Below are 16,383 nucleotides of genomic sequence, written 5' to 3'. Positions count from 1 at the left end.
TCCTATTCAGCGGCGCCGGCCAGGTCGGGCCGGTACGCGGCGGGGTCGTCGTATTCGACGAGTTCGAGCACATTGCCTTCGGGGTCGCGGAAGAAGGCGAGCCACGTGCCGGGCCGCACTTCCATGGGCGCGGGCGCGCTGTCGAAGACGACGCCCTTCGATTCCAGATCGCGCACCACGCCGCGCAGGGCGCGCACGATGAAGGTGAGGTAGGCGGCGCCCTGGCGGTCCAGAATCGCCGCGCCGCGCACGGCGGGTTCAGGGGCAACGGCCGGTTGCAGCAGCTTGATGCGCTCGCCGTACGGCGTCTGCAGACGCGCGACGTCGTAGCCGTGCGCCGTGAGGCCCGTTGCCCGCGCCTTGTCGGCGGGCACCGTCACGCGGTTCACCAGCGTCAATCCCATGACGCCGGTGTAGAACGCGGCCAGCGCATCCAGATCCGCGCAGCAGATGCCGACCTCCATCGGCACGGTCATGTGCAGGCCGCTCATGACTGCTCTCCAAGATCAGCCAGCACGTCGGCCAGGCCCGCCATCACCTCGTCGGTGTCGGCAAACGCCGCGCGTTCCAGCACCTTCGAGATGCTGGGCGAGGCCTCGCCGCCGGTGACGCGCTTGACCGGCTGGTCCAGCCAGTCGAAGTAGCGGCGCTGGATCTCGTCGGCCAGCATGGCGCCGTAGGACGTGCCGCGCGCGCCTTGCTCCACGATCAGCACGTTGTTGGTCTTCTGGATGCTGGCGCCGATGGTGTCCCAGTCCAGACTGGCGCGGTCCAGCGTGCGCAGGTCGATGACTTCGGCGTCCACGCCGGCCTGTTCGGCGGCCGCCAGCGCGCGGCTGACCATGGACAGGTACGTCAGGATGGTGACCTTGCTGCCTTCACGGCGCACGCGGGCGCGGCCGAAGGGGATGGCGTAGTCCAGATCGCCATCGGGCACGTCGCCCGACGAGGCGTACAGATCCACGTGCTCGATGACCAGCACCGGATCCTTGGACGCCAGCGCCGTGTTCATCAGGCCGACGTAATCGTGCGGCGTGGATGGGGCGACGATGCGCCAGCCGGGCGCCGTGGCAAAGATGCCGGCCGGGTCCATCGAGTGCTGCGAGCCGTAGCCCGTGCCCATCGCGACCTTGGTGCGCAGCACGAACGGCACGTCGATGTCGCCGCCGAACATGTGGCGCGCCTTGCCGATCTGGTTGAAGATCTGGTCGGCCGCGACCCACATGAAGTCCGGGTACATGAATTCCACGACGGGCTTGTAGCGGCCGTCCATCGCCAGGCCTCCGCCCAGACCAGCAAAGGCGTTTTCCGAGATCGGCGTGCCCAGGACGCGGTCCGGGTACTTGTCCTTCAAGCCGCGCGTGGCGCCGTTGGTGCCGCCCTTCAGGCGATGCACGTCTTCGCCCAGCACGACGACGCCCGGGTCGGTTTCCATGCGGCGGTCCAGCACGTCGGCGACCGCATCGACGAACTTGCGCGTCGCCTTGGCGCCGGTGTGGTCCGCGGCTTCCTGGTAGCGCAGGCCTTCCAGTTCGGAACCGTCGCTGCGCAGACCCACGTCCCGGAAATCGGGGCTGGGCCACAGGTCGGCGCGCACGCGGCGTTTGCCGCCGTCCGCCGCTTCGGTCAGGCGGCCGGACACGTCCTTCATCACGTCCTTGCAGCGCTGGCGCAGCGCGTCCACTTCCGCCTGCGTGACGAGCTTGCGGGCGATCATTTCCGACGCGATGCGGTCCAGCGGATCGCGCTGGCGCCACTGCGCCTCTTCGTCCTTGGTGCGGTAGCCGAAGGCGCTGCCGGGGAAGGGGCCGTTCTGGTGGAAGAAGCGGTAGACGTCCACTTCGACGATGGTCGGACCCTTACCGGCACGCATGTGCGCCACAGCCTCCGACATGGCCAGGTGCACGGCCAGCGGATCCATCCCGTCGACCTTCCAGGACGGAATGTTGAAGGCCAGCCCGCGCGCGGACAGGCGCGGCTCGGCGGTGGATTCTTCCACGGTGGTGGACACGGCGTAGCGGTTGTTCTCGATGAAGAAGCACAGCGGCGTCTTCCACGCGGCGGTCAGGTTCATCGTTTCCAGGACCGACCCGATGTTGACCGCGCCGTCGCCAAAGTACGTGACGGCTACGCGGTCCGTGCCCGCATGTTTGTGCGCCCAGCCCGCGCCGGCCGCCAGCGGCACGCCGCCGCCGACGATCGCGTTGGTGCCCAATGCGCCAGCTTCCAGCCAGCGCAAGTGCATGCTGCCGCCGCGACCGCGGCAATAGCCGTTGGCCAGGCCCATGATCTCGGCCAGCGTCTTGTGCAGGACTTCGTCGATGGCGGGCGTCAGCGGGTTGCGCGGATCCAGTCCAAGCGGCGCGACGTGTTGCAGCGCCTTCGCCAGAAATTGGTGGTGGCCGCGATGCGAGCCGTTGATCTGGTCGCCGGCGCCCAGCGCCAGCACCGAACCGACGGCGCCGCCTTCCTGGCCCACGGACGAGTGCGCGGGGCCGTGCACCAGGCCTTCGGCGGCCAGTTCCAGCACGGCTTCCTCGAAAGCGCGGATCCAGTGCAGTTGGGTCAGCATCGTGCCGAGCAGCGCGGGGTCAGCCTGCTGCCAGTCCGAGGCGTCGGCCGTCAGCTGCCGCCAGGGCGCCTGGGGCTCAAGCGGTTGGTAGGTGGCCATGAATGAATCTCCAGAGTGTCTTTGAGCGTCGGGGCAATCAGAGGTAGCTGTAGCGGCTCCAGCCGCCGTCGGCCACCAGGGTGTGTCCGGTGATGTAAGCGGCCTGGCGCGAGGCCAGGAAAACCGCCAGGTCGGCCATTTCGGCCGGCTGCGCCATGCGGCGTAGCGGCGTGCGTTGCTTGAGGCGTTCGGGATCCAGCCGGCCGCGCGCCGCCAGGTCGCGCACCAGGTCGGTCTCGACGTAGCCAGGCGCCAGCGCGTTGACGCGCACGCCCGAAGGGCCCCATTCCACGGCCAGTGTTTCGGTCAGCAGCACCACGGCGCCCTTGGTTGCGCAGTAGGCCGCACGGTCGGGCGCCGCCACCACGCCGTACATGGAGGCCAGGTTGATGATGCTGCCGGACCCTGCCGGGACCATGCGCCGGCCCGCGGCCTGCGCGCACAGGAAGACGCCGGTCAGGTTGATGTCCACGGCGCGGCGCCATTCGTCCACGGTGACTTCCAGCGTGGGCTTGTTGGCCGAGATGCCGGCGTTGTTGACCAGCACGTCGATGCCGCCCCAGGTCTCTGCAACCTGCGCGAAAGCGCGCTCGACCGCGTCGGCGTCGGTGACGGACGCCTGCACGGCCATGGCCTGCGCGCCCGGCTCCGTGGCCGCCAGACCCGCGACGGCGGTCTCCAGCGCGGCGGCGTCCATGTCCAGCAGCGCGACGCGCGCACCCTGGCGCGCAAACGCCTGCGCCGTGCTGTAGCCGATGCCTTTTGCGCCGCCGGTGATGACGACCGTCTGGCCGCGCAGCTCCGGATGGATGACTTCAGTGGTGTTGTCCACGATGTGTACCTGTAGAGGATGAGTACGAAGGCGGGCTAGACCGCCAGCCATTCCTGGACAACGTCCTGGCGCTCATGGAGCTGCGCGGGCGGTCCTTCGAACACGATGCGGCCGTGGCCCATCACGCTCACGCGCGTGGACACCTTCAGCGCAATCGTCAGCTTTTGTTCCACCAGCACCACCGACACACCCTGCTTGTGGATATCCCGGATGACGTCGGCGATCACTTCGACGATCTTGGGCGCCAGGCCTTCGGTTGGCTCGTCGATCAGGATGACCTTGGGGTTGCCCAGCAGCGAGCGGCACATGGTCAGCATCTGCTGCTCGCCGCCCGACAGGTTGCCGGCCTTCGTGCTGCTGCGTTCCTTCAGGCGCGGGAAGTAGTCGAACATCTGCGCCACGGTCCAGTACGGCGCATCGTCGCGCCGGGGCTGCTCGCCCATGCGCAGATTTTCGTCCACCGTCAGGTTGGCGAACACCTCGCGTTCCTCGGGCACGAAGGCCAGTCCGGCGCGCGCGATTTCGAAGGGGCGCTTGTTGGTGATGTCGCGGCCTTCGATGGCGATGCGGCCGCCGGTCACGTCCACCAGTCCCATGATGCTTTTCATGGTGGTGGAGCGGCCCGCGCCGTTGCGGCCCAGCAGGCTGACCACTTCGCCGCGCCCGATCGACAGGTCGATGCCGTGCAGGATGTGGCTCTTGCCATAGTGGGCATGCACGCCCTGCAGCGACAAGAGGGGGGATTGCGTCGTCATACCGTTTCCTCTCCCAGGTAGGCCTCGCGCACGCGGGCGTCGCCGCGGATCGCGGCGGGCGTGCCGGTGGCCAGGATCTCGCCGTAGACCAGCACGCTGATGCGATCGGCCAGCGAGAACACCACCTGCATGTCGTGTTCGACGATCAGCAGGGTGCAGTCGCGCGTTACGTCCTTGATGAGTTCGACCGTGTAGTCGACCTCGTGCTGCGACATGCCGGCCATGGGTTCGTCCAGCAAGATCACCTTCGGGCGCGACGCCAGCGTCATGCCGATTTCCAGCGAGCGCTGCTCGGAATAGTTCAGGTCGCCGGCCGCCGTGTCCTGCCTGGCCGTCAACCGCACCTTTTCCATCAGGCGGTCCACGTCTTCATTGACGGCGCGGTTGCGCGCAATCGGCCGCCAGAAGTTGTAGACCAGCCCGTGCATGCGCAGCACCGCCAGCCGCAGGTTCTCGCGCACCGACAGGCGCGGGAACACGTTGGTGATCTGGAACGAGCGCGCAAGGCCAAGCCGGTTGATGGCCTCGGGCGCCAGGCCGCCGATGGACCGCGAGCGCAGGCTGATGTCGCCCGACGTGGGCACGAACGAGCCCGACATCAGGTGAAACAGCGTGGACTTGCCCGCGCCATTGGGGCCGATGACGGCGTGGCGTTCGCCGGCTTCGATCGCCAGGTTCACGCCGCGGATGATCTGCGCTTCACCAAAGGATTTGCGCACGTCGGTCAGGGTCAGGATCTCGTGGCTCATTTGGCGGGCTCCAGCAGAGGGGCGGCTTCGCCGGCGTCGCGCCACAGGGTCAGCGCCCAGCGGCAGGCGGCAAGGCCGGCGGCGAACAACGCCAGCGGCACCAGCCAGGTCGACACGGCAAGCGGCGCCCACTCCTGGCCGAACAGCGGGATGGCGGGCCAGCCGGCCTCGGGGTTCATGGCGAGGAGGGCGCGGTAATCGCGCGCGAACATGCGTTGCAAGAGTTCGACGGTGAAGACGGTGGCGCCAGTCAGCAGCAGGCCGCCGGCCACCGACACCGCGGCGCGCGGCAGCCAGTTGGCCAGGCCGCGCTCGCGCAGCGACTTGGCCGCGCGTTGCACCAGTCCGACCAGGCCGTCCGGCACGAACAGCATCACCAGCACGAACAGAATGCCTTGATACAGCAGCCAGGACCGCGTGATGTCGGCCAGCGTCTGCGACAGAAACGTCAGGATGGACGCGCCCAGCACCGGACCCAGGAACGCGTTGACGCCGCCGATGTAGGCGAACAGCACCGCGTCGGTGGACAGCTTGACCTCGAACAGCACGTAGTTGCCGGCCTCGATGTTCAGCGCCTGCAGGCCGCCCGCAATGCCGGCAAACATCGCCGACAGCGCGAACACCATGGTCTTGAGTGCATGTGGGCGGTAGCCCAGGTAGCGCAGGCGGTTGGCGTTTTCGCGCAGACCCAGCGTCAGGCGGCCCAGCGGCGTGCGCGTCAGGCCGTACAGCGCGGCCAGCGACACCACCACCCAGGCCAGCACGAGGTAATAGACCTCGATGTCGGACCCGAAGGTAAAGCCCCACGCAGGCATGCGCATGGCGGATACGCCTGCCTCGCCGCCGAAGACGCCTTTCAGGTGCGGCGCCAGCGCGTGCAGCAGTTCGGCCAGCGCCAGCGTGATCATCGAAAAGTACACGCCTGACCGCATGGTGGCGAACCAGCCGGCGACCACGCCGAACAGCAGCCCGGCCACGCCGCCGACGAGCGGCATCAGCGGGGTAGGCAACAGACCCGCGCCGCCCAGCGCATTCATCGCATGGATGGTGGCAAAGGTGCCGACGCCAAAGTACGCGGCATGACCGAACGACAGCATGCCGCCCTGGCCGGCCAGCAGGTTGAAGGCGCAGGCGAACAGTGCGGCAATCAGCATCTGCACGGCCGCCACGAGCTGGCCGGCAGGCAGCAGCCACGGCAGCGCGCATAGCGCGGCCACACACAGGATCAACAGCAGCGCGCCCGTGGCGCGGCCGGTGGAGGGGGTGGAATGGCTCATGCCTGCTCTCCTTTCAGGCCCGACGGCTTGACCAGCAGCACCACCAGCATCAGCAGAAACGGCAGCGTCGCGGCCAGGCTGGAGATCTTCACGGTCATCAGGCCACCCACGCTTTCGGCCCAGTCACGCGCGCCGAACAGGCCGAACAACGTCGCAAGGCTGGCGTCGATGCCGACCGAGAACGAGCTGATCAGGCCGATCAACAGCGAGGCAATCATGGCGCCTTCCAGCGAACCCAGTCCGCCCACCACGACCACCACGAACACCAGCACGCCCAGTTCCAGCGCCATGTTCGGGTTGGTGGTGTAGAACGCGCCCGCCACCGCGCCGGCAAGGCCCGCCATCGCGGCGCCCACGCCGAACACGCTCATGAAGACGAGCGGCACGTTGTGGCCCAGCGCCTCGGCCATGCGCGGACGGTAGATGGCCGAGCGCACCACGATGCCCACGCGGGTGCGCGACAGCAGCAGGTAGATCACCGCGAACATCGCGATCGACACACCGCCCATCAGCAGGCGGTAAAACGGATAATCCGCGTCGAACACACGGAACGCCGCGAAGTTCAGGAACTGCGGCACGCGGTAGTCGACGGGGAAGTCGCCGTAGAAGAGCTTGACCAGCTCGGCGACGATGAACGCCAGCCCGAAGGTCACCAGCAATTCCTGCGCGTGGCCAAACTTGTGCACGCGGCGCAGGAAAAAGCGTTCGACGCCCATGCCCAGCACGCCCGAAATGATCGTGGCCAGCACGAGGGCCGCCCAGAAGCCCGTGACGGGCGTCAGCGTGTAGGCAGCGTAGGCGCCAATCATGTAGAACGAGGCGTGCGCAAAGTTCAGCACGCCCATCATTCCGAAAATCAATGTCAGGCCTGCCGACACCATGAATAGCAGCAGGCCGTAGATCACGCCGTTCAACAGCGAGACGGTAAAGTATTCCATGTCCGCTCCAGGATTCTTGCGCGGGACGCCGGGCGTCCCGCGAGCGATTGCGCACGTTGTTTTTGCCCGGCCCGCGCCGGGTGTGCGCTTGTCATGTGCCGGCGGCGGCCCGTTCGCGTTTCAGCGCCCGGGCCGCCGCGCGGGCATCACTTCGGACGTTGCATCTTGCAGGTGGCCTGCACCGGCGCGGACACGTCGGCCGCGGCCAGCACCTTGACCGGTTCAAAGCCCATGTCGGTGCCGTCGGCCTTGTACTTGGCGTTCTTGCTGACCTTGGACACGACCATCGGCAGTTGCACCTGGTGGTCTTCGGCGCGCATCGTGTAGTCGCCCAGCGCCGACTTGTACGTGACCTGCTCCAGCGCCACAGCCAGTTCGGGCACGGACAGCTTGCCGTCCTTGGGCTTGACCTGCTTTAAGGCTTCGCCCAGGAAGCGAACGCCGATCACGGTCTGCGGCTCGGTGTAGCTGGGGTAGTGGCCGGTCTTGGACTTGTAGTCCTCGGCAAACTTCGCGCCTTCCTCGCCCGCGGCCTCGATGTTGTACGGGTGCGCGATGTAATGGCCCATTGCGACTTCGCCGGCGTTGGCCAGGTTGCCCACCTGGTCCAGGAACACCGTGGCAAAGCGCACCTTCAGGCCGGCGGCCTGCGTGGCCTTCATCAGCAGCAGCAGGTCGTTGGACCAGTTGCCGGTGACCACCGTGTCTGGCGTGGCCGAACGGATGCGCGCCACGTACGGTGCGAAGTCCTGGATCTTGTTGACCTCGTGCAGCGTCTTGCCCACCACCTCGTAGCCGTAGTCCTTGGCAAAGCGCTCGGTCGCGCCTTCCATGTCCTGGCCCCAGGAGTAGTTCTGGTTGATGGCGTACACGCGCTTGCCCAGCGTGCCGTCGGCCGACATCACCGACGCCAGCGCCTTCACGCGCAGGTCGGCGTTGGTGGTGAAGCGGAAGTGGTAGAAGTGGCACTTCTGGCCGGTCAGCTCAAGCGCCTCGCCGCCCACGTTCAGGAAGACGATTTCCTTGCCGGGGTTGCGCAGGTTGTGCTTGCGCACGTCTTCCGTCAGCTGGCCGGAAATCGCCGATGACGACCCTTGCACCAGCACTTGCACGCCCTCGGCGGCAGCGGCGCGGAAGCGGTCGGAGGCGCCCACCGGGCCGCCCTGGTTGTCGAACTCCACCAGTTCCAGCGGCTGGCCGTTCCAGCCGCCGGCGGCGTTGATGCGATCCAGCTCGTATTTGACGGCGGCACGGAACATCAGGCCGGTCGAGGCCTGCGGGCCCGACAGCGTTTCGATCAGGCCGATCTTGACGGGCGCGGCGTGGGCGGTGGCGGCGAGTCCGGCCAGGCACAGCAGACCGGTGGTGAAAGCCAATTTCATGCGTGTCTCCTCCGTTGAACGGGAGTGTGGTGATTGCGTGGGTCAGGCAGGCGCGCGCGCCGCATCGCCGCCGCGCCGGGAGGGCGCGAAAGCGATGGGGAGCGAAGACGGGGAAGTGGCGGCGGCCACGGTCGCACAAGGCGCCGGGGCGAAACGCCAGCCGGGCAGGGCACGAAGCCGCCGGGCGTCTGAAGGTGCGCCGTCGGACGTGCCGAGGGCGCGGATGCGGTCATGCTGCCGGTGAAGTTCACCTGGTTGTCCCCTGCCTGTTTATGCGGCGTGTCGCCGTGTTTTTCTGACTGACTTGCCTGAAAGCGTCCGTTGATTTACGCTGTCAGCACAAGTTGTCAGGCAACTTTATCAAGTTGTCCGATAAATCATAGGCCAGGCGTTTTTCTCGTGTCAAGCAACGGATTCAGCAGTTCAATCAGAATTTGAACCGTTGCCGCGACAGCGCCGCGGACCGCTAAAAACAGCTTCAGGAGACAGGATGATTTCGTTTGAGGGGCAGGTTGCCGCCATCACTGGCGCGGGCAACGGCATCGGGCTGGCGACGGCGCGACTCATGGCCGCGCATGGCGCGCGGCTGGTGCTGACCGACATCGACAACGCGCGGCTGGAGGAGGTGGCGGCAGAGCTCGACCCCACCGGGCAGCGCGTCTACACGCATGCGCTGGACGTGTCGGTGTCGCACGATTGCGAACGGGTGTTCGAGGCGGCGGCCAAGCATTTCGGTGGGCTGGATCACCTTGTCCACTGCGCGGGCATCTACCCGGAACAGCTCGTCAAGGACACCAGCGACGAGTCCTGGCGCACGCTGATGCGTGTGAATCTGGACGGCACGTTCTACGTGTGCCGCGCCGCCCAGCGCCATCTGCGCCACGACGGTTCGATCGTCCTGTTGACGTCGCTGGCCGCGCAGCGCGGCAGCTATGCGCACGCCGCCTATTCCGCGTCCAAGGGCGCGGTGCAGAGCTTCACCCGCAGCCTGGCATTGGAACTGGCCCCGCAGATCCGCGTGAACGCGGTGGCGCCCGGCATCATCGCCACGTCCATGACGCATGACCTGATCGGGCAGAAGGGCGCGCAGTTGCTGGAAAGCACGCCGCTGCGCCGCTTCGGCACGGCCGAGGAGATCGCGGGCACCATCGCGTTCCTGTGCTCGCCGCTGGCGTCATTTGTGACGGGCGAGGTCATGCAGGTCAATGGCGGGATCTATATCGCTTAAAGTGCAGGAACGCGGCGCGCCGGGACAAACCGGCAAATCTATAATTTCCAAGGCGCTGCCGCGAAGATGCCTGTCAGGACCCCCACGCGAGACATTCCTATAAACATGGCCGCCGCACCCGCGCGCCGCCCTCACGTTTGAAGATCCCCATGCAGCCCAGTCAAGAATCCGATCCGACGCGCGCCGCGCCTCGCAGTTCGCTATCCGCGGCGGTGGCGGATGCCCTGGCCGACCAGATACGCCAAGGCGTGCTGGCCCCCGGCGATCGTCTGCCCACCGAAAAGCAATTGACCGAAATGCATTCGGTCAGCCGCGCGGTCGTGCGCGAAGCCCTGGCTCGCCTCAAATCCGAAGGCCTGGTCACGTCGCAGCAAGGCAGCGGCGTGTTCGTCGATCCTAACTTCCAGAAGAACGCCTTTCGCATCGCCGCGCCCACGCCGGGCGACAACCAGGACCTGGAACACATCCTTGAGCTGATGCTGTCCATCGAGGTCACGGCGGCGCGCTATGCGGCGCAGCGGCGCACCGATCCTGATTTGAAAAAGATGCGGCAGGCGCTGGTGGGCATGGAGTACGCGCTCATCAACGACAAGCTGGGCGACGAGGAAGACTACCAATTCCACCAGGCCATCGTGCAGGCCACGCACAACCCGCATCTGGTGGCGCTGAACGATTATCTGGAAGCGAATGTGCGGCGCGTCATCCGCAGTGCGCGCAATAACACCGCGCGGATGTATGCAGAGCGCATGGCCGCGGTGCAGAGCGAGCATCAGGCCATCTTTGCTGCCATCGAAGCCGGGGACCCCGATGCGGCGGGGCGCGCGGCCGAACAGCATCTGCGCAACGCGGCGGACCGGCTGCGGTTGTTTCAGGCGGAGCGCCCGGCGCCGGTCTAGCGCGACCTGGTCTAGCGTGACCCGGTCTGACGCGACCCGCTCTGACGGGACCCGGCTTGATCGCCCATGACGAGCGCGGCGCGCCGCTTTTTACGCGAAGGTCTGCTCCATCTCGCGCCGGAACTGCACCGCCGTCGAGCGTTCGTCGTACTCCACATCGCGCCAGCGGATCGCTTGCGACTGCCGCACCGGATTCTTCAGCTTGACCTTGTTCGACAACCCCAGCGGCAGATAGCCTTCCTCGACCGAATCGGGGGCTGGCATGAGGCGCCCGTACACCGTATAGCCGCCTTCGCCGTCCAGGATCTGGCCGGCTTGCAGGTCGCGCTTGGCCGTCGCCACGACGTCACCATGCCAGCCGGCCGGCGCACCCGTCGGCTCGCGCCGCAGGCCTACGCTGGCCACGCTGATGCCCAACTCCAGCCCGATCAGGTGGTACGGCTTGTACATGGCGGTGAAATTGCCGCTCGGATCGGTAACCAGGCCATATTCCTGGAAGCAGCGCCGCACGTAGTCGCTGTCGGCCGCCAGCGTGACGTACACGCCCCAGCGCAGGTCCCGGAACACCGGCCGGCCGTCGCGCTCCAACGACGAAATCACCTCGACCTGGCCGCGATGGTGCAGCATGCCGCCATCTTCGCGGGGACGCAGCACGCGCGCCAGGTCGTCCACGCCGCACGGCGGAAAGTGCAGGCCGGACGGCGAGGGCAGCAGGCCCGTGGCATTGGAGACGGCCGCCATCTCGATGGCGCTCTTGGTGCCATCCAAGAAGCTATTGAACATCTGCGCGTTGAAGTCGCCCGCCGCCACCAGTTCCGCCGTGAAGCCGTAATAGGGCCAGACGGTATCGGGCGTGGACGTATGGAATTCGGGAAGATACTTGGTGCCCTTGCCGGCGGCCATGACTTCAAAGCCGCTGGCGCGCGCCCAGTCCACCATTTCGCAGATCAGCGCAGGCTGGTCGCCGTAGGCCAGCGAATAGACGATGCCCGCCTCGCGGGCGCGGCGCGCCAGCAGCGGGCCGGCCAGCGCGTCGGCTTCGACGTTGACCATGATGATGTGCTTGCCGTATTCGCAGCAGGTCAGCACGTGCGTGATGCCGGCCGCGGCCTGGCCGGTCGCGTCGATGACGATGTCTACGTCGGGACTGGCGATGACGGTGCGCGCATCGTCGCAGAAATAGACCTTGCCGTTCTTGTACGCGTCATTGATGCTGCTGGCGTTGAGCGCGCCCGCGGGCCAGCCGACCCGGGTCAGCGCGGCGCGAGCCCGGTCCGGCACCAGGTCCGCGACGGCGACCAGCCGCATCCCCGGGGTGCGCGGGGCCTGACTCATGAACATGGCGCCGAACTTTCCGGCGCCCAACAATGCGACGCGCAGCGGCTTGTGGTCGGCTTCTCGCTGCTTGAGCAGACGGTACAGATTCATGGCGCGGGCTCCTCCTGGGTGGGGCGTACGACTCCACAGGATAGTCCCAAACGATGACGCCTGAACAGGACTCAGGCATCTGCCGTATAGAGTTCGCCGGCCAGCACGTTGCGCCAGTTCTGCCAGGTGATGCGCGGGCGGTCCGTCACCTCGCGGTTGTAGGGCGCGTCGAACAGGATGTGCTTCCAGCGCGGCCGCACGGCGCCTTCGATATGCGGCTTGTCGTCGATGAGCAGATGGCCCTGCACCAGCGTCTTGTCCTTGGTCAGGATCAGCCGGTTGGTGGCTTCGCGGCCCAGATTCTTTTCCACCCACAGGTATTTTTCGGCGACGCAGTTTTCAAACTGCGACAGCGGCGACGAGCAGATCCGCACATCCATGCCAAGCGCCAGCAGTTCCTTGACCGCGTCCAGCGCGCCGGGCACGGGCGGCAGATTGCGGATGAAACCCGGCGCGGTGTAGATCGCCTCGGCCAGACCGCGTAGTTCGGGGCCGTAATCCTCGCGGATGTAGAAGGACTTGCGGTCCTCGAACGCGATGGGCGCGATGTCCGGGTGGCGTTCGCGCCAGGCGTCGATGAAGGCGTGTTCGAAATCGGCCAGCACGCCGTCTTGATCCAGCAGGATGATCATGGGGGTCCCAAACGTTGGCAACCGTAGGATTGTGCCCTAGCCGACCAGCGGCCGGGATTGCGCCACGATGCGGTAACGGCTGCCGCCGGTCAGCGATTCGGACGCGACCAGCACCATGCGGTCGTAATGCCAGTCCAGCGGCGCGGGCGCGTCGGCGGGCGGCGCGGCGTGCGTGATGTTGCGCAGCAATGTGACGTGCGGGCGGAACGGCTGGGTCGGCGGGGTCAGTCCATAGCCGGACAGCCACTGCCAGAGATCGTCGTGGGCCTGCTGCAGCCCCGGGGGCGTCTGGGCGGGACCCGCCCAGAGAATGCGCTGGCGGTGGAAGACCCCGTAGCGGTCCAGCCGCACATCGCCCGGCGTCAGGCGGCGTTCGGGCGTGGCGGCCGCCAGCTCGTCGGCCAGGGCGCTGTCGACGGGCCCCAGGAAGGCGAGCGTCAGATGCAGCGTCTCGGTGCGCATGGCGCGTCCGCCCATGGCCGGCTTTGCGGCTTCCGCCCAGCCGGCCAGCGACGCCGCCAGCGGGGGAGACGGCCACAGCGCGTAGAAGAGGCGGATGGTGGACATGCGCTGATTGTAGGTCGCGTCTGCGAGGGGCGGGCCCACCGTTTTCCTTCAGCCGTAATGCTCGTCGTCCAGCAGCATGTCCTCGAAGAACGCGCCGAACCGGCGTTGGGGATCCAGTAGGTGGATCTCCAGGATCCAGCGCATGTCCGACGGCGCGATGTCCAGATCGGCAAGCGACCCGGTGTGAATGGCCGCGTGGGGAAAGTCGGAAATCCGGTGGCCGGGCAGCTCGAAGTTCAGCGCCCAACCCATGGCGCGCGCCTGCCGGTCGGCGTGGGCATAGAGCGCATGGCCGGTCAGGCGTTCGCGCAACCATCGGTCGCGCACGTCGTGGAAGAGGATTTCGGCATCGCGCGCGCAGCGCGCCTGCTCGGCGTTGCCACCCAATACGAATGACTTGCCGCCGTCGCCTTCCCAGGCGTCGAGGCGGGGTGCGATGTCCAGAAAGAAAATGTCATCTTCGCCGAGCACCGCGCCCGGCTCGGACGGCTGGCGCATGGACTTGAGCGTGTTGGCGCCAAAGCGCACCCGCGTGGGATGCCAGCTCAGGGCCATGCCGGCGTCGATGAGTGTCTGCTTGGCGAGCCTCACGGCGTCTTCCTCCACCATGCCGGGCTGGATGCGGGCGGCGATGTCGGCAATGGCCTGGCGCGTCTTGTTGCGCGCCCGCAGCATGCCGTCCACGGAGAAGGCGGGGCCAACGCGTTCGCTGGCGGGGGAAAGAGGCATCGTCATGGCGGAATTCCTATGTAGCTGGCGCAGCGGCATGCCGCGCCGGACAGGTGCCAGTCTGGGCAGAAGAGGGCAGGCCCGCGAGCGCCCGGCGGGACGGAATCGTGCCAGGCTGGCGCGTGGACGGGCCAGCGACGCAGGCAAGGACGGATTCGGGCCGCCATGGCGCGTTTCAAGGCCAAGGATTCGCGTGGGCCGCCGCACATGGTTGGCGCTGGGCTAACGTAGCGGTTTTCCTTTGTACGCCCGTCACCCGCCATGAAAACCGTCGCCCTTGTCGTGTTCCCCGGGGTGCAGGCCCTGGACGTCAGCGGCCCCATGGATGTGTTCGCGGAAGCGAACCGCTTTCTGGCGCCGGCCCGGCAATACCGGCTGGAGATCATCGGCCTCACGCGCGGCGCGGTACCGTGCTCCAACGGGATGACGATCCTGCCGCAGCGGCATTACGCCGAGGTGTCTGACACCCCAGACCTGTTGCTGGTCGCGGGAGGCCCGGACCTGCCGGCTGCGCGCGAGCCCGACGAGGCGCTGGTCTGGCTGCGGGCGGCCTGCCGGCGCGCGCCGCGGTACGGGTCGATCTGCAACGGCGCCTTCTTGCTGGCACGCGCGGGACTGCCCGATGGCGCGGTCGTCACCACGCACTGGAACGATGCGCAGGCGTTGGCCGCGCAGTATCCGGCGTTACGGGTCGAGGTGGACAGGTTGTATGTGCAGGACGGCCGCCTGCATACGTCGGCGGGTGTCACGGCAGGCATCGATCTGTCGCTGTATCTGCTGGCGCAGGATCACGGCGCAGAGGTCGCGCTGAACGTGGCCAAGCGGCTCGTGGTGTTCACGCAGCGCGCTGGCGGGCAATCGCAGTTCAGTCCGTTTCTGACCCCGTTCGTCGAGGAAACCTCGGTGGTCGCGCAGGTGCAGCAGCATGTGCTGACCAACCTGTCCGGCGACTTGGGCCTGGCAGAGCTGGCCGCCGTGGCCCGGATGAGCCGCCGCAATTTCTCACGGGTGTTCCGGCGGGATGCGGGCGTGACGCCGGCGGAATTCGTGGAAAGCGCGCGGGTGGACGCGGCGCGGGCGCGCCTGGAGCGCGACGGCGCGCCGCTCAAGACGGTCGCGTATGAATGCGGTTTTCGCGATGCGCGCCACTTACGCGAGGCATTCACCCGCCGTTTGGGCGTGTCGCCCAGCCAATACCGGACCAGTTTCAGCCTGGGGCAGGGCGGCGCGGCGCTTGCTGATTAGCGCGTGGGACGGCAGGATGCTTGCCGTTCAGGGGCGGGGATCGCGCCGCTCGCCGTTCAAGGCTTCGTGCGGCGAGTCACACCCGTGTCAAAGCGTTCAACGCCCGGCCGGGCAGGGCGGTCGAAGCGTTCCACGCCGGGGCGCGCGGCGGGGCGGTCGAATCGTTCGACGCCCGGGCGGTTCAGCCGCTCGACGCCGGGGCGATCCAGCCGTTCCACGCCAGGACGATCAAACCGTTCCACGCCCGGTCGATCAAACCGCTCGACGCCGGGCCGCGCAAAGCGCTCGACCCGTTGCGGCGTGGCCGTCTTGGCGGCCGCGCTTTGCGCCGCCTCTTGCTCACGCTTGGCGATGATCTCTTCGGCGCGCTGGTGGTGCGGCGCCATCTTGCGCACCATCACCCGGCCGTCGCGCGGGAAGTAGTTGATGCGGCGCGCGTGCACGTCGCCCAGATCCTGCGCCTTGACGGGGATGCCTTCGGTCTTGAGGTAGTTCAGGACGAACTCGCCGTTGCGCTCGCCGATGTTCATCTGCTGCATGGCCGCCAGCACCGCGCCGCCGCCGAACACCTTGGCTTCCAGGCGGTCGCGCGAGGCGCCGGCCTTGAGCAGTTCGTTGATCAGCACTTCCATCGCAAAGGCGCCGTAGCGCATGGTGGCCGACGCGGGCGACTGCATGTCGCCCTCGGGCAACATGAAGTGGTTCATGCCGCCCACGCCCGTGACCGGGTCGTGGATGCAAGCCGCCACGCAGGATCCCAGCACGGTCGAGATCATCATGTTCTCGTTGGTGACGTAGTACTCGTTCGGGAGCACTTTCACTGCCGGAGATTGGAACGCGCTGTCGTAGTAGTGACGCGTCGCGCGGGCTTCAAGAGCGGCCATTGGACTGATATCTGGGCAAAAACGGCGATTGAGACACTAGAAATGCGGGAAAAAGCGACAATTGTGACAAAACATGTAAAAAAATGTCGCTTTATTCTTGCATATCCCGGCAGTCAATGGGAGAAAACTGTGTAAACACGACCAAAGCGTCGTTTATTGGAACTTCCTCC

The 16,383-nt window shown here is 67.0% G+C and carries 16 protein-coding genes; 3 read left to right on the top strand and 13 right to left on the bottom strand.

From position 1 onward, the window contains the following. Positions 1-2: 2 nt before the first annotated feature. The 8 genes from AC6CIE_RS24830 to AC6CIE_RS24795 all read right to left on the bottom strand — a co-directional run bounded on the left by AC6CIE_RS24830 (position 3) and on the right by AC6CIE_RS24795 (position 8,604). Entirely contained in the window at positions 3-491 is a 489-nt protein-coding gene (locus tag AC6CIE_RS24830) for a VOC family protein (RefSeq protein WP_452002750.1), read from the bottom strand. Continuing rightward, positions 488-2,671, bottom strand: a complete 2,184-nt coding sequence (locus AC6CIE_RS24825) for an alpha-ketoacid dehydrogenase subunit alpha/beta (protein WP_452002747.1) — start codon at positions 2,669-2,671, stop codon at positions 488-490. The genes AC6CIE_RS24830 and AC6CIE_RS24825 overlap by 4 nt, the downstream gene beginning before the upstream one ends. 37 nt (positions 2,672-2,708) lie before the next feature. Then, positions 2,709-3,503, bottom strand: coding sequence for an SDR family NAD(P)-dependent oxidoreductase (locus AC6CIE_RS24820; RefSeq protein WP_452002744.1), 795 nt, complete (start codon positions 3,501-3,503; stop codon positions 2,709-2,711). A 35-nt stretch (positions 3,504-3,538) separates the two neighbouring features. Further along, positions 3,539-4,258 (bottom strand): ABC transporter ATP-binding protein, encoded by a 720-nt coding sequence (locus tag AC6CIE_RS24815; RefSeq protein WP_056559753.1) that lies wholly within the window; start codon positions 4,256-4,258, stop codon positions 3,539-3,541. Then, positions 4,255-5,007: an ABC transporter ATP-binding protein gene (locus tag AC6CIE_RS24810; protein WP_452002740.1), complete on the bottom strand. Its 753-nt coding sequence runs from the start codon at positions 5,005-5,007 to the stop codon at positions 4,255-4,257. Before AC6CIE_RS24810 ends, AC6CIE_RS24815 begins: the two co-directional genes overlap by 4 nt. Then, entirely contained in the window at positions 5,004-6,284 is a 1,281-nt protein-coding gene (locus tag AC6CIE_RS24805; protein WP_239215147.1) for a branched-chain amino acid ABC transporter permease, read from the bottom strand. The genes AC6CIE_RS24810 and AC6CIE_RS24805 overlap by 4 nt, the downstream gene beginning before the upstream one ends. Next, positions 6,281-7,222, bottom strand: coding sequence for a branched-chain amino acid ABC transporter permease (locus AC6CIE_RS24800; RefSeq protein WP_056559748.1), 942 nt, complete (start codon positions 7,220-7,222; stop codon positions 6,281-6,283). The genes AC6CIE_RS24805 and AC6CIE_RS24800 overlap by 4 nt, the downstream gene beginning before the upstream one ends. A 146-nt stretch (positions 7,223-7,368) precedes the next feature. After that, the gene (locus AC6CIE_RS24795) at positions 7,369-8,604 is read right to left on the bottom strand and encodes a branched-chain amino acid ABC transporter substrate-binding protein (protein ID WP_239215146.1); all 1,236 of its coding nucleotides are present in this window, start codon (positions 8,602-8,604) and stop codon (positions 7,369-7,371) included. A gap of 490 nt (positions 8,605-9,094) precedes the next feature. On the opposite strand from AC6CIE_RS24795, the gene AC6CIE_RS24790 reads away from it, so the two are divergent. Then, positions 9,095-9,832, top strand: a complete 738-nt coding sequence (locus tag AC6CIE_RS24790; protein ID WP_175184860.1) for an SDR family NAD(P)-dependent oxidoreductase — start codon at positions 9,095-9,097, stop codon at positions 9,830-9,832. Between the two features lie 149 nt (positions 9,833-9,981). Next, complete coding sequence (locus tag AC6CIE_RS24785; RefSeq protein WP_175139547.1) at positions 9,982-10,728, top strand: FadR/GntR family transcriptional regulator; 747 nt, start codon at positions 9,982-9,984, stop codon at positions 10,726-10,728. Positions 10,729-10,818: 90 nt separating this feature from the next. Here AC6CIE_RS24785 and AC6CIE_RS24780 read toward each other — a convergent pair whose 3' ends face one another. The 4 genes from AC6CIE_RS24780 to AC6CIE_RS24765 all read right to left on the bottom strand — a co-directional run bounded on the left by AC6CIE_RS24780 (position 10,819) and on the right by AC6CIE_RS24765 (position 14,090). Next, positions 10,819-12,156 carry an NAD(P)H-dependent oxidoreductase gene (locus AC6CIE_RS24780; protein WP_498094417.1) on the bottom strand — a complete coding sequence of 446 codons (1,338 nt, stop codon included), beginning with the start codon at positions 12,154-12,156 and terminating at the stop codon, positions 10,819-10,821. Positions 12,157-12,227: 71 nt separating this feature from the next. Continuing rightward, positions 12,228-12,788, bottom strand: a complete 561-nt coding sequence (locus tag AC6CIE_RS24775; protein WP_286939408.1) for a 5'-3'-deoxyribonucleotidase — start codon at positions 12,786-12,788, stop codon at positions 12,228-12,230. A gap of 36 nt (positions 12,789-12,824) precedes the next feature. After that, positions 12,825-13,355 (bottom strand): RNA 2',3'-cyclic phosphodiesterase, encoded by a 531-nt coding sequence (gene thpR / locus AC6CIE_RS24770; protein WP_498094415.1) that lies wholly within the window; start codon positions 13,353-13,355, stop codon positions 12,825-12,827. A gap of 48 nt (positions 13,356-13,403) precedes the next feature. Beyond that, positions 13,404-14,090 carry a M24 family metallopeptidase gene (locus AC6CIE_RS24765; protein ID WP_218342701.1) on the bottom strand — a complete coding sequence of 229 codons (687 nt, stop codon included), beginning with the start codon at positions 14,088-14,090 and terminating at the stop codon, positions 13,404-13,406. 255 nt (positions 14,091-14,345) lie between these two features. Between AC6CIE_RS24765 and AC6CIE_RS24760 the strand changes: the two genes are divergently transcribed. Further along, the gene (locus AC6CIE_RS24760; protein WP_218342702.1) at positions 14,346-15,329 is read left to right on the top strand and encodes a GlxA family transcriptional regulator; all 984 of its coding nucleotides are present in this window, start codon (positions 14,346-14,348) and stop codon (positions 15,327-15,329) included. Positions 15,330-15,385: 56 nt separating this feature from the next. On the opposite strand, the gene cheD is transcribed toward AC6CIE_RS24760, so the two are convergent. After that, a complete protein-coding gene (gene cheD, locus AC6CIE_RS24755) occupies positions 15,386-16,213 on the bottom strand; it encodes a chemoreceptor glutamine deamidase CheD (RefSeq protein WP_175139550.1) in 828 nt (275 codons plus the stop codon). Positions 16,214-16,383 lie beyond the last annotated feature (170 nt).

This window comes from Achromobacter sp. GQ309, assembly GCF_059759315.1.
The sequence above is the reverse complement of the archived record's forward strand: the minus strand, read 5'-3'. Positions and strand labels throughout refer to the sequence as shown.

What these genes read in the sequence shown, in the direction of transcription:
- AC6CIE_RS24830 (WP_452002750.1), bottom strand. Translation starts at nt 491, where the DNA reads ATGAGCGGCCTGCACATGACCGTGCCGATGGAGGTCGGCATCTGCTGC.
- AC6CIE_RS24825 (WP_452002747.1), bottom strand. Translation starts at nt 2,671, where the DNA reads ATGGCCACCTACCAACCGCTTGAGCCCCAGGCGCCCTGGCGGCAGCTG.
- AC6CIE_RS24815 (WP_056559753.1), bottom strand. Translation starts at nt 4,258, where the DNA reads ATGACGACGCAATCCCCCCTCTTGTCGCTGCAGGGCGTGCATGCCCAC.
- AC6CIE_RS24810 (WP_452002740.1), bottom strand. Translation starts at nt 5,007, where the DNA reads ATGAGCCACGAGATCCTGACCCTGACCGACGTGCGCAAATCCTTTGGT.
- AC6CIE_RS24805 (WP_239215147.1), bottom strand. Translation starts at nt 6,284, where the DNA reads ATGAGCCATTCCACCCCCTCCACCGGCCGCGCCACGGGCGCGCTGCTG.
- AC6CIE_RS24800 (WP_056559748.1), bottom strand. Translation starts at nt 7,222, where the DNA reads ATGGAATACTTTACCGTCTCGCTGTTGAACGGCGTGATCTACGGCCTG.
- AC6CIE_RS24795 (WP_239215146.1), bottom strand. Translation starts at nt 8,604, where the DNA reads ATGAAATTGGCTTTCACCACCGGTCTGCTGTGCCTGGCCGGACTCGCC.
- AC6CIE_RS24790 (WP_175184860.1), top strand. Translation starts at nt 9,095, where the DNA reads ATGATTTCGTTTGAGGGGCAGGTTGCCGCCATCACTGGCGCGGGCAAC.
- AC6CIE_RS24785 (WP_175139547.1), top strand. Translation starts at nt 9,982, where the DNA reads ATGCAGCCCAGTCAAGAATCCGATCCGACGCGCGCCGCGCCTCGCAGT.
- AC6CIE_RS24780 (WP_498094417.1), bottom strand. Translation starts at nt 12,156, where the DNA reads ATGAATCTGTACCGTCTGCTCAAGCAGCGAGAAGCCGACCACAAGCCG.
- AC6CIE_RS24775 (WP_286939408.1), bottom strand. Translation starts at nt 12,788, where the DNA reads ATGATCATCCTGCTGGATCAAGACGGCGTGCTGGCCGATTTCGAACAC.
- thpR (WP_498094415.1), bottom strand. Translation starts at nt 13,355, where the DNA reads ATGTCCACCATCCGCCTCTTCTACGCGCTGTGGCCGTCTCCCCCGCTG.
- AC6CIE_RS24765 (WP_218342701.1), bottom strand. Translation starts at nt 14,090, where the DNA reads ATGACGATGCCTCTTTCCCCCGCCAGCGAACGCGTTGGCCCCGCCTTC.
- AC6CIE_RS24760 (WP_218342702.1), top strand. Translation starts at nt 14,346, where the DNA reads ATGAAAACCGTCGCCCTTGTCGTGTTCCCCGGGGTGCAGGCCCTGGAC.
- cheD (WP_175139550.1), bottom strand. Translation starts at nt 16,213, where the DNA reads ATGGCCGCTCTTGAAGCCCGCGCGACGCGTCACTACTACGACAGCGCG.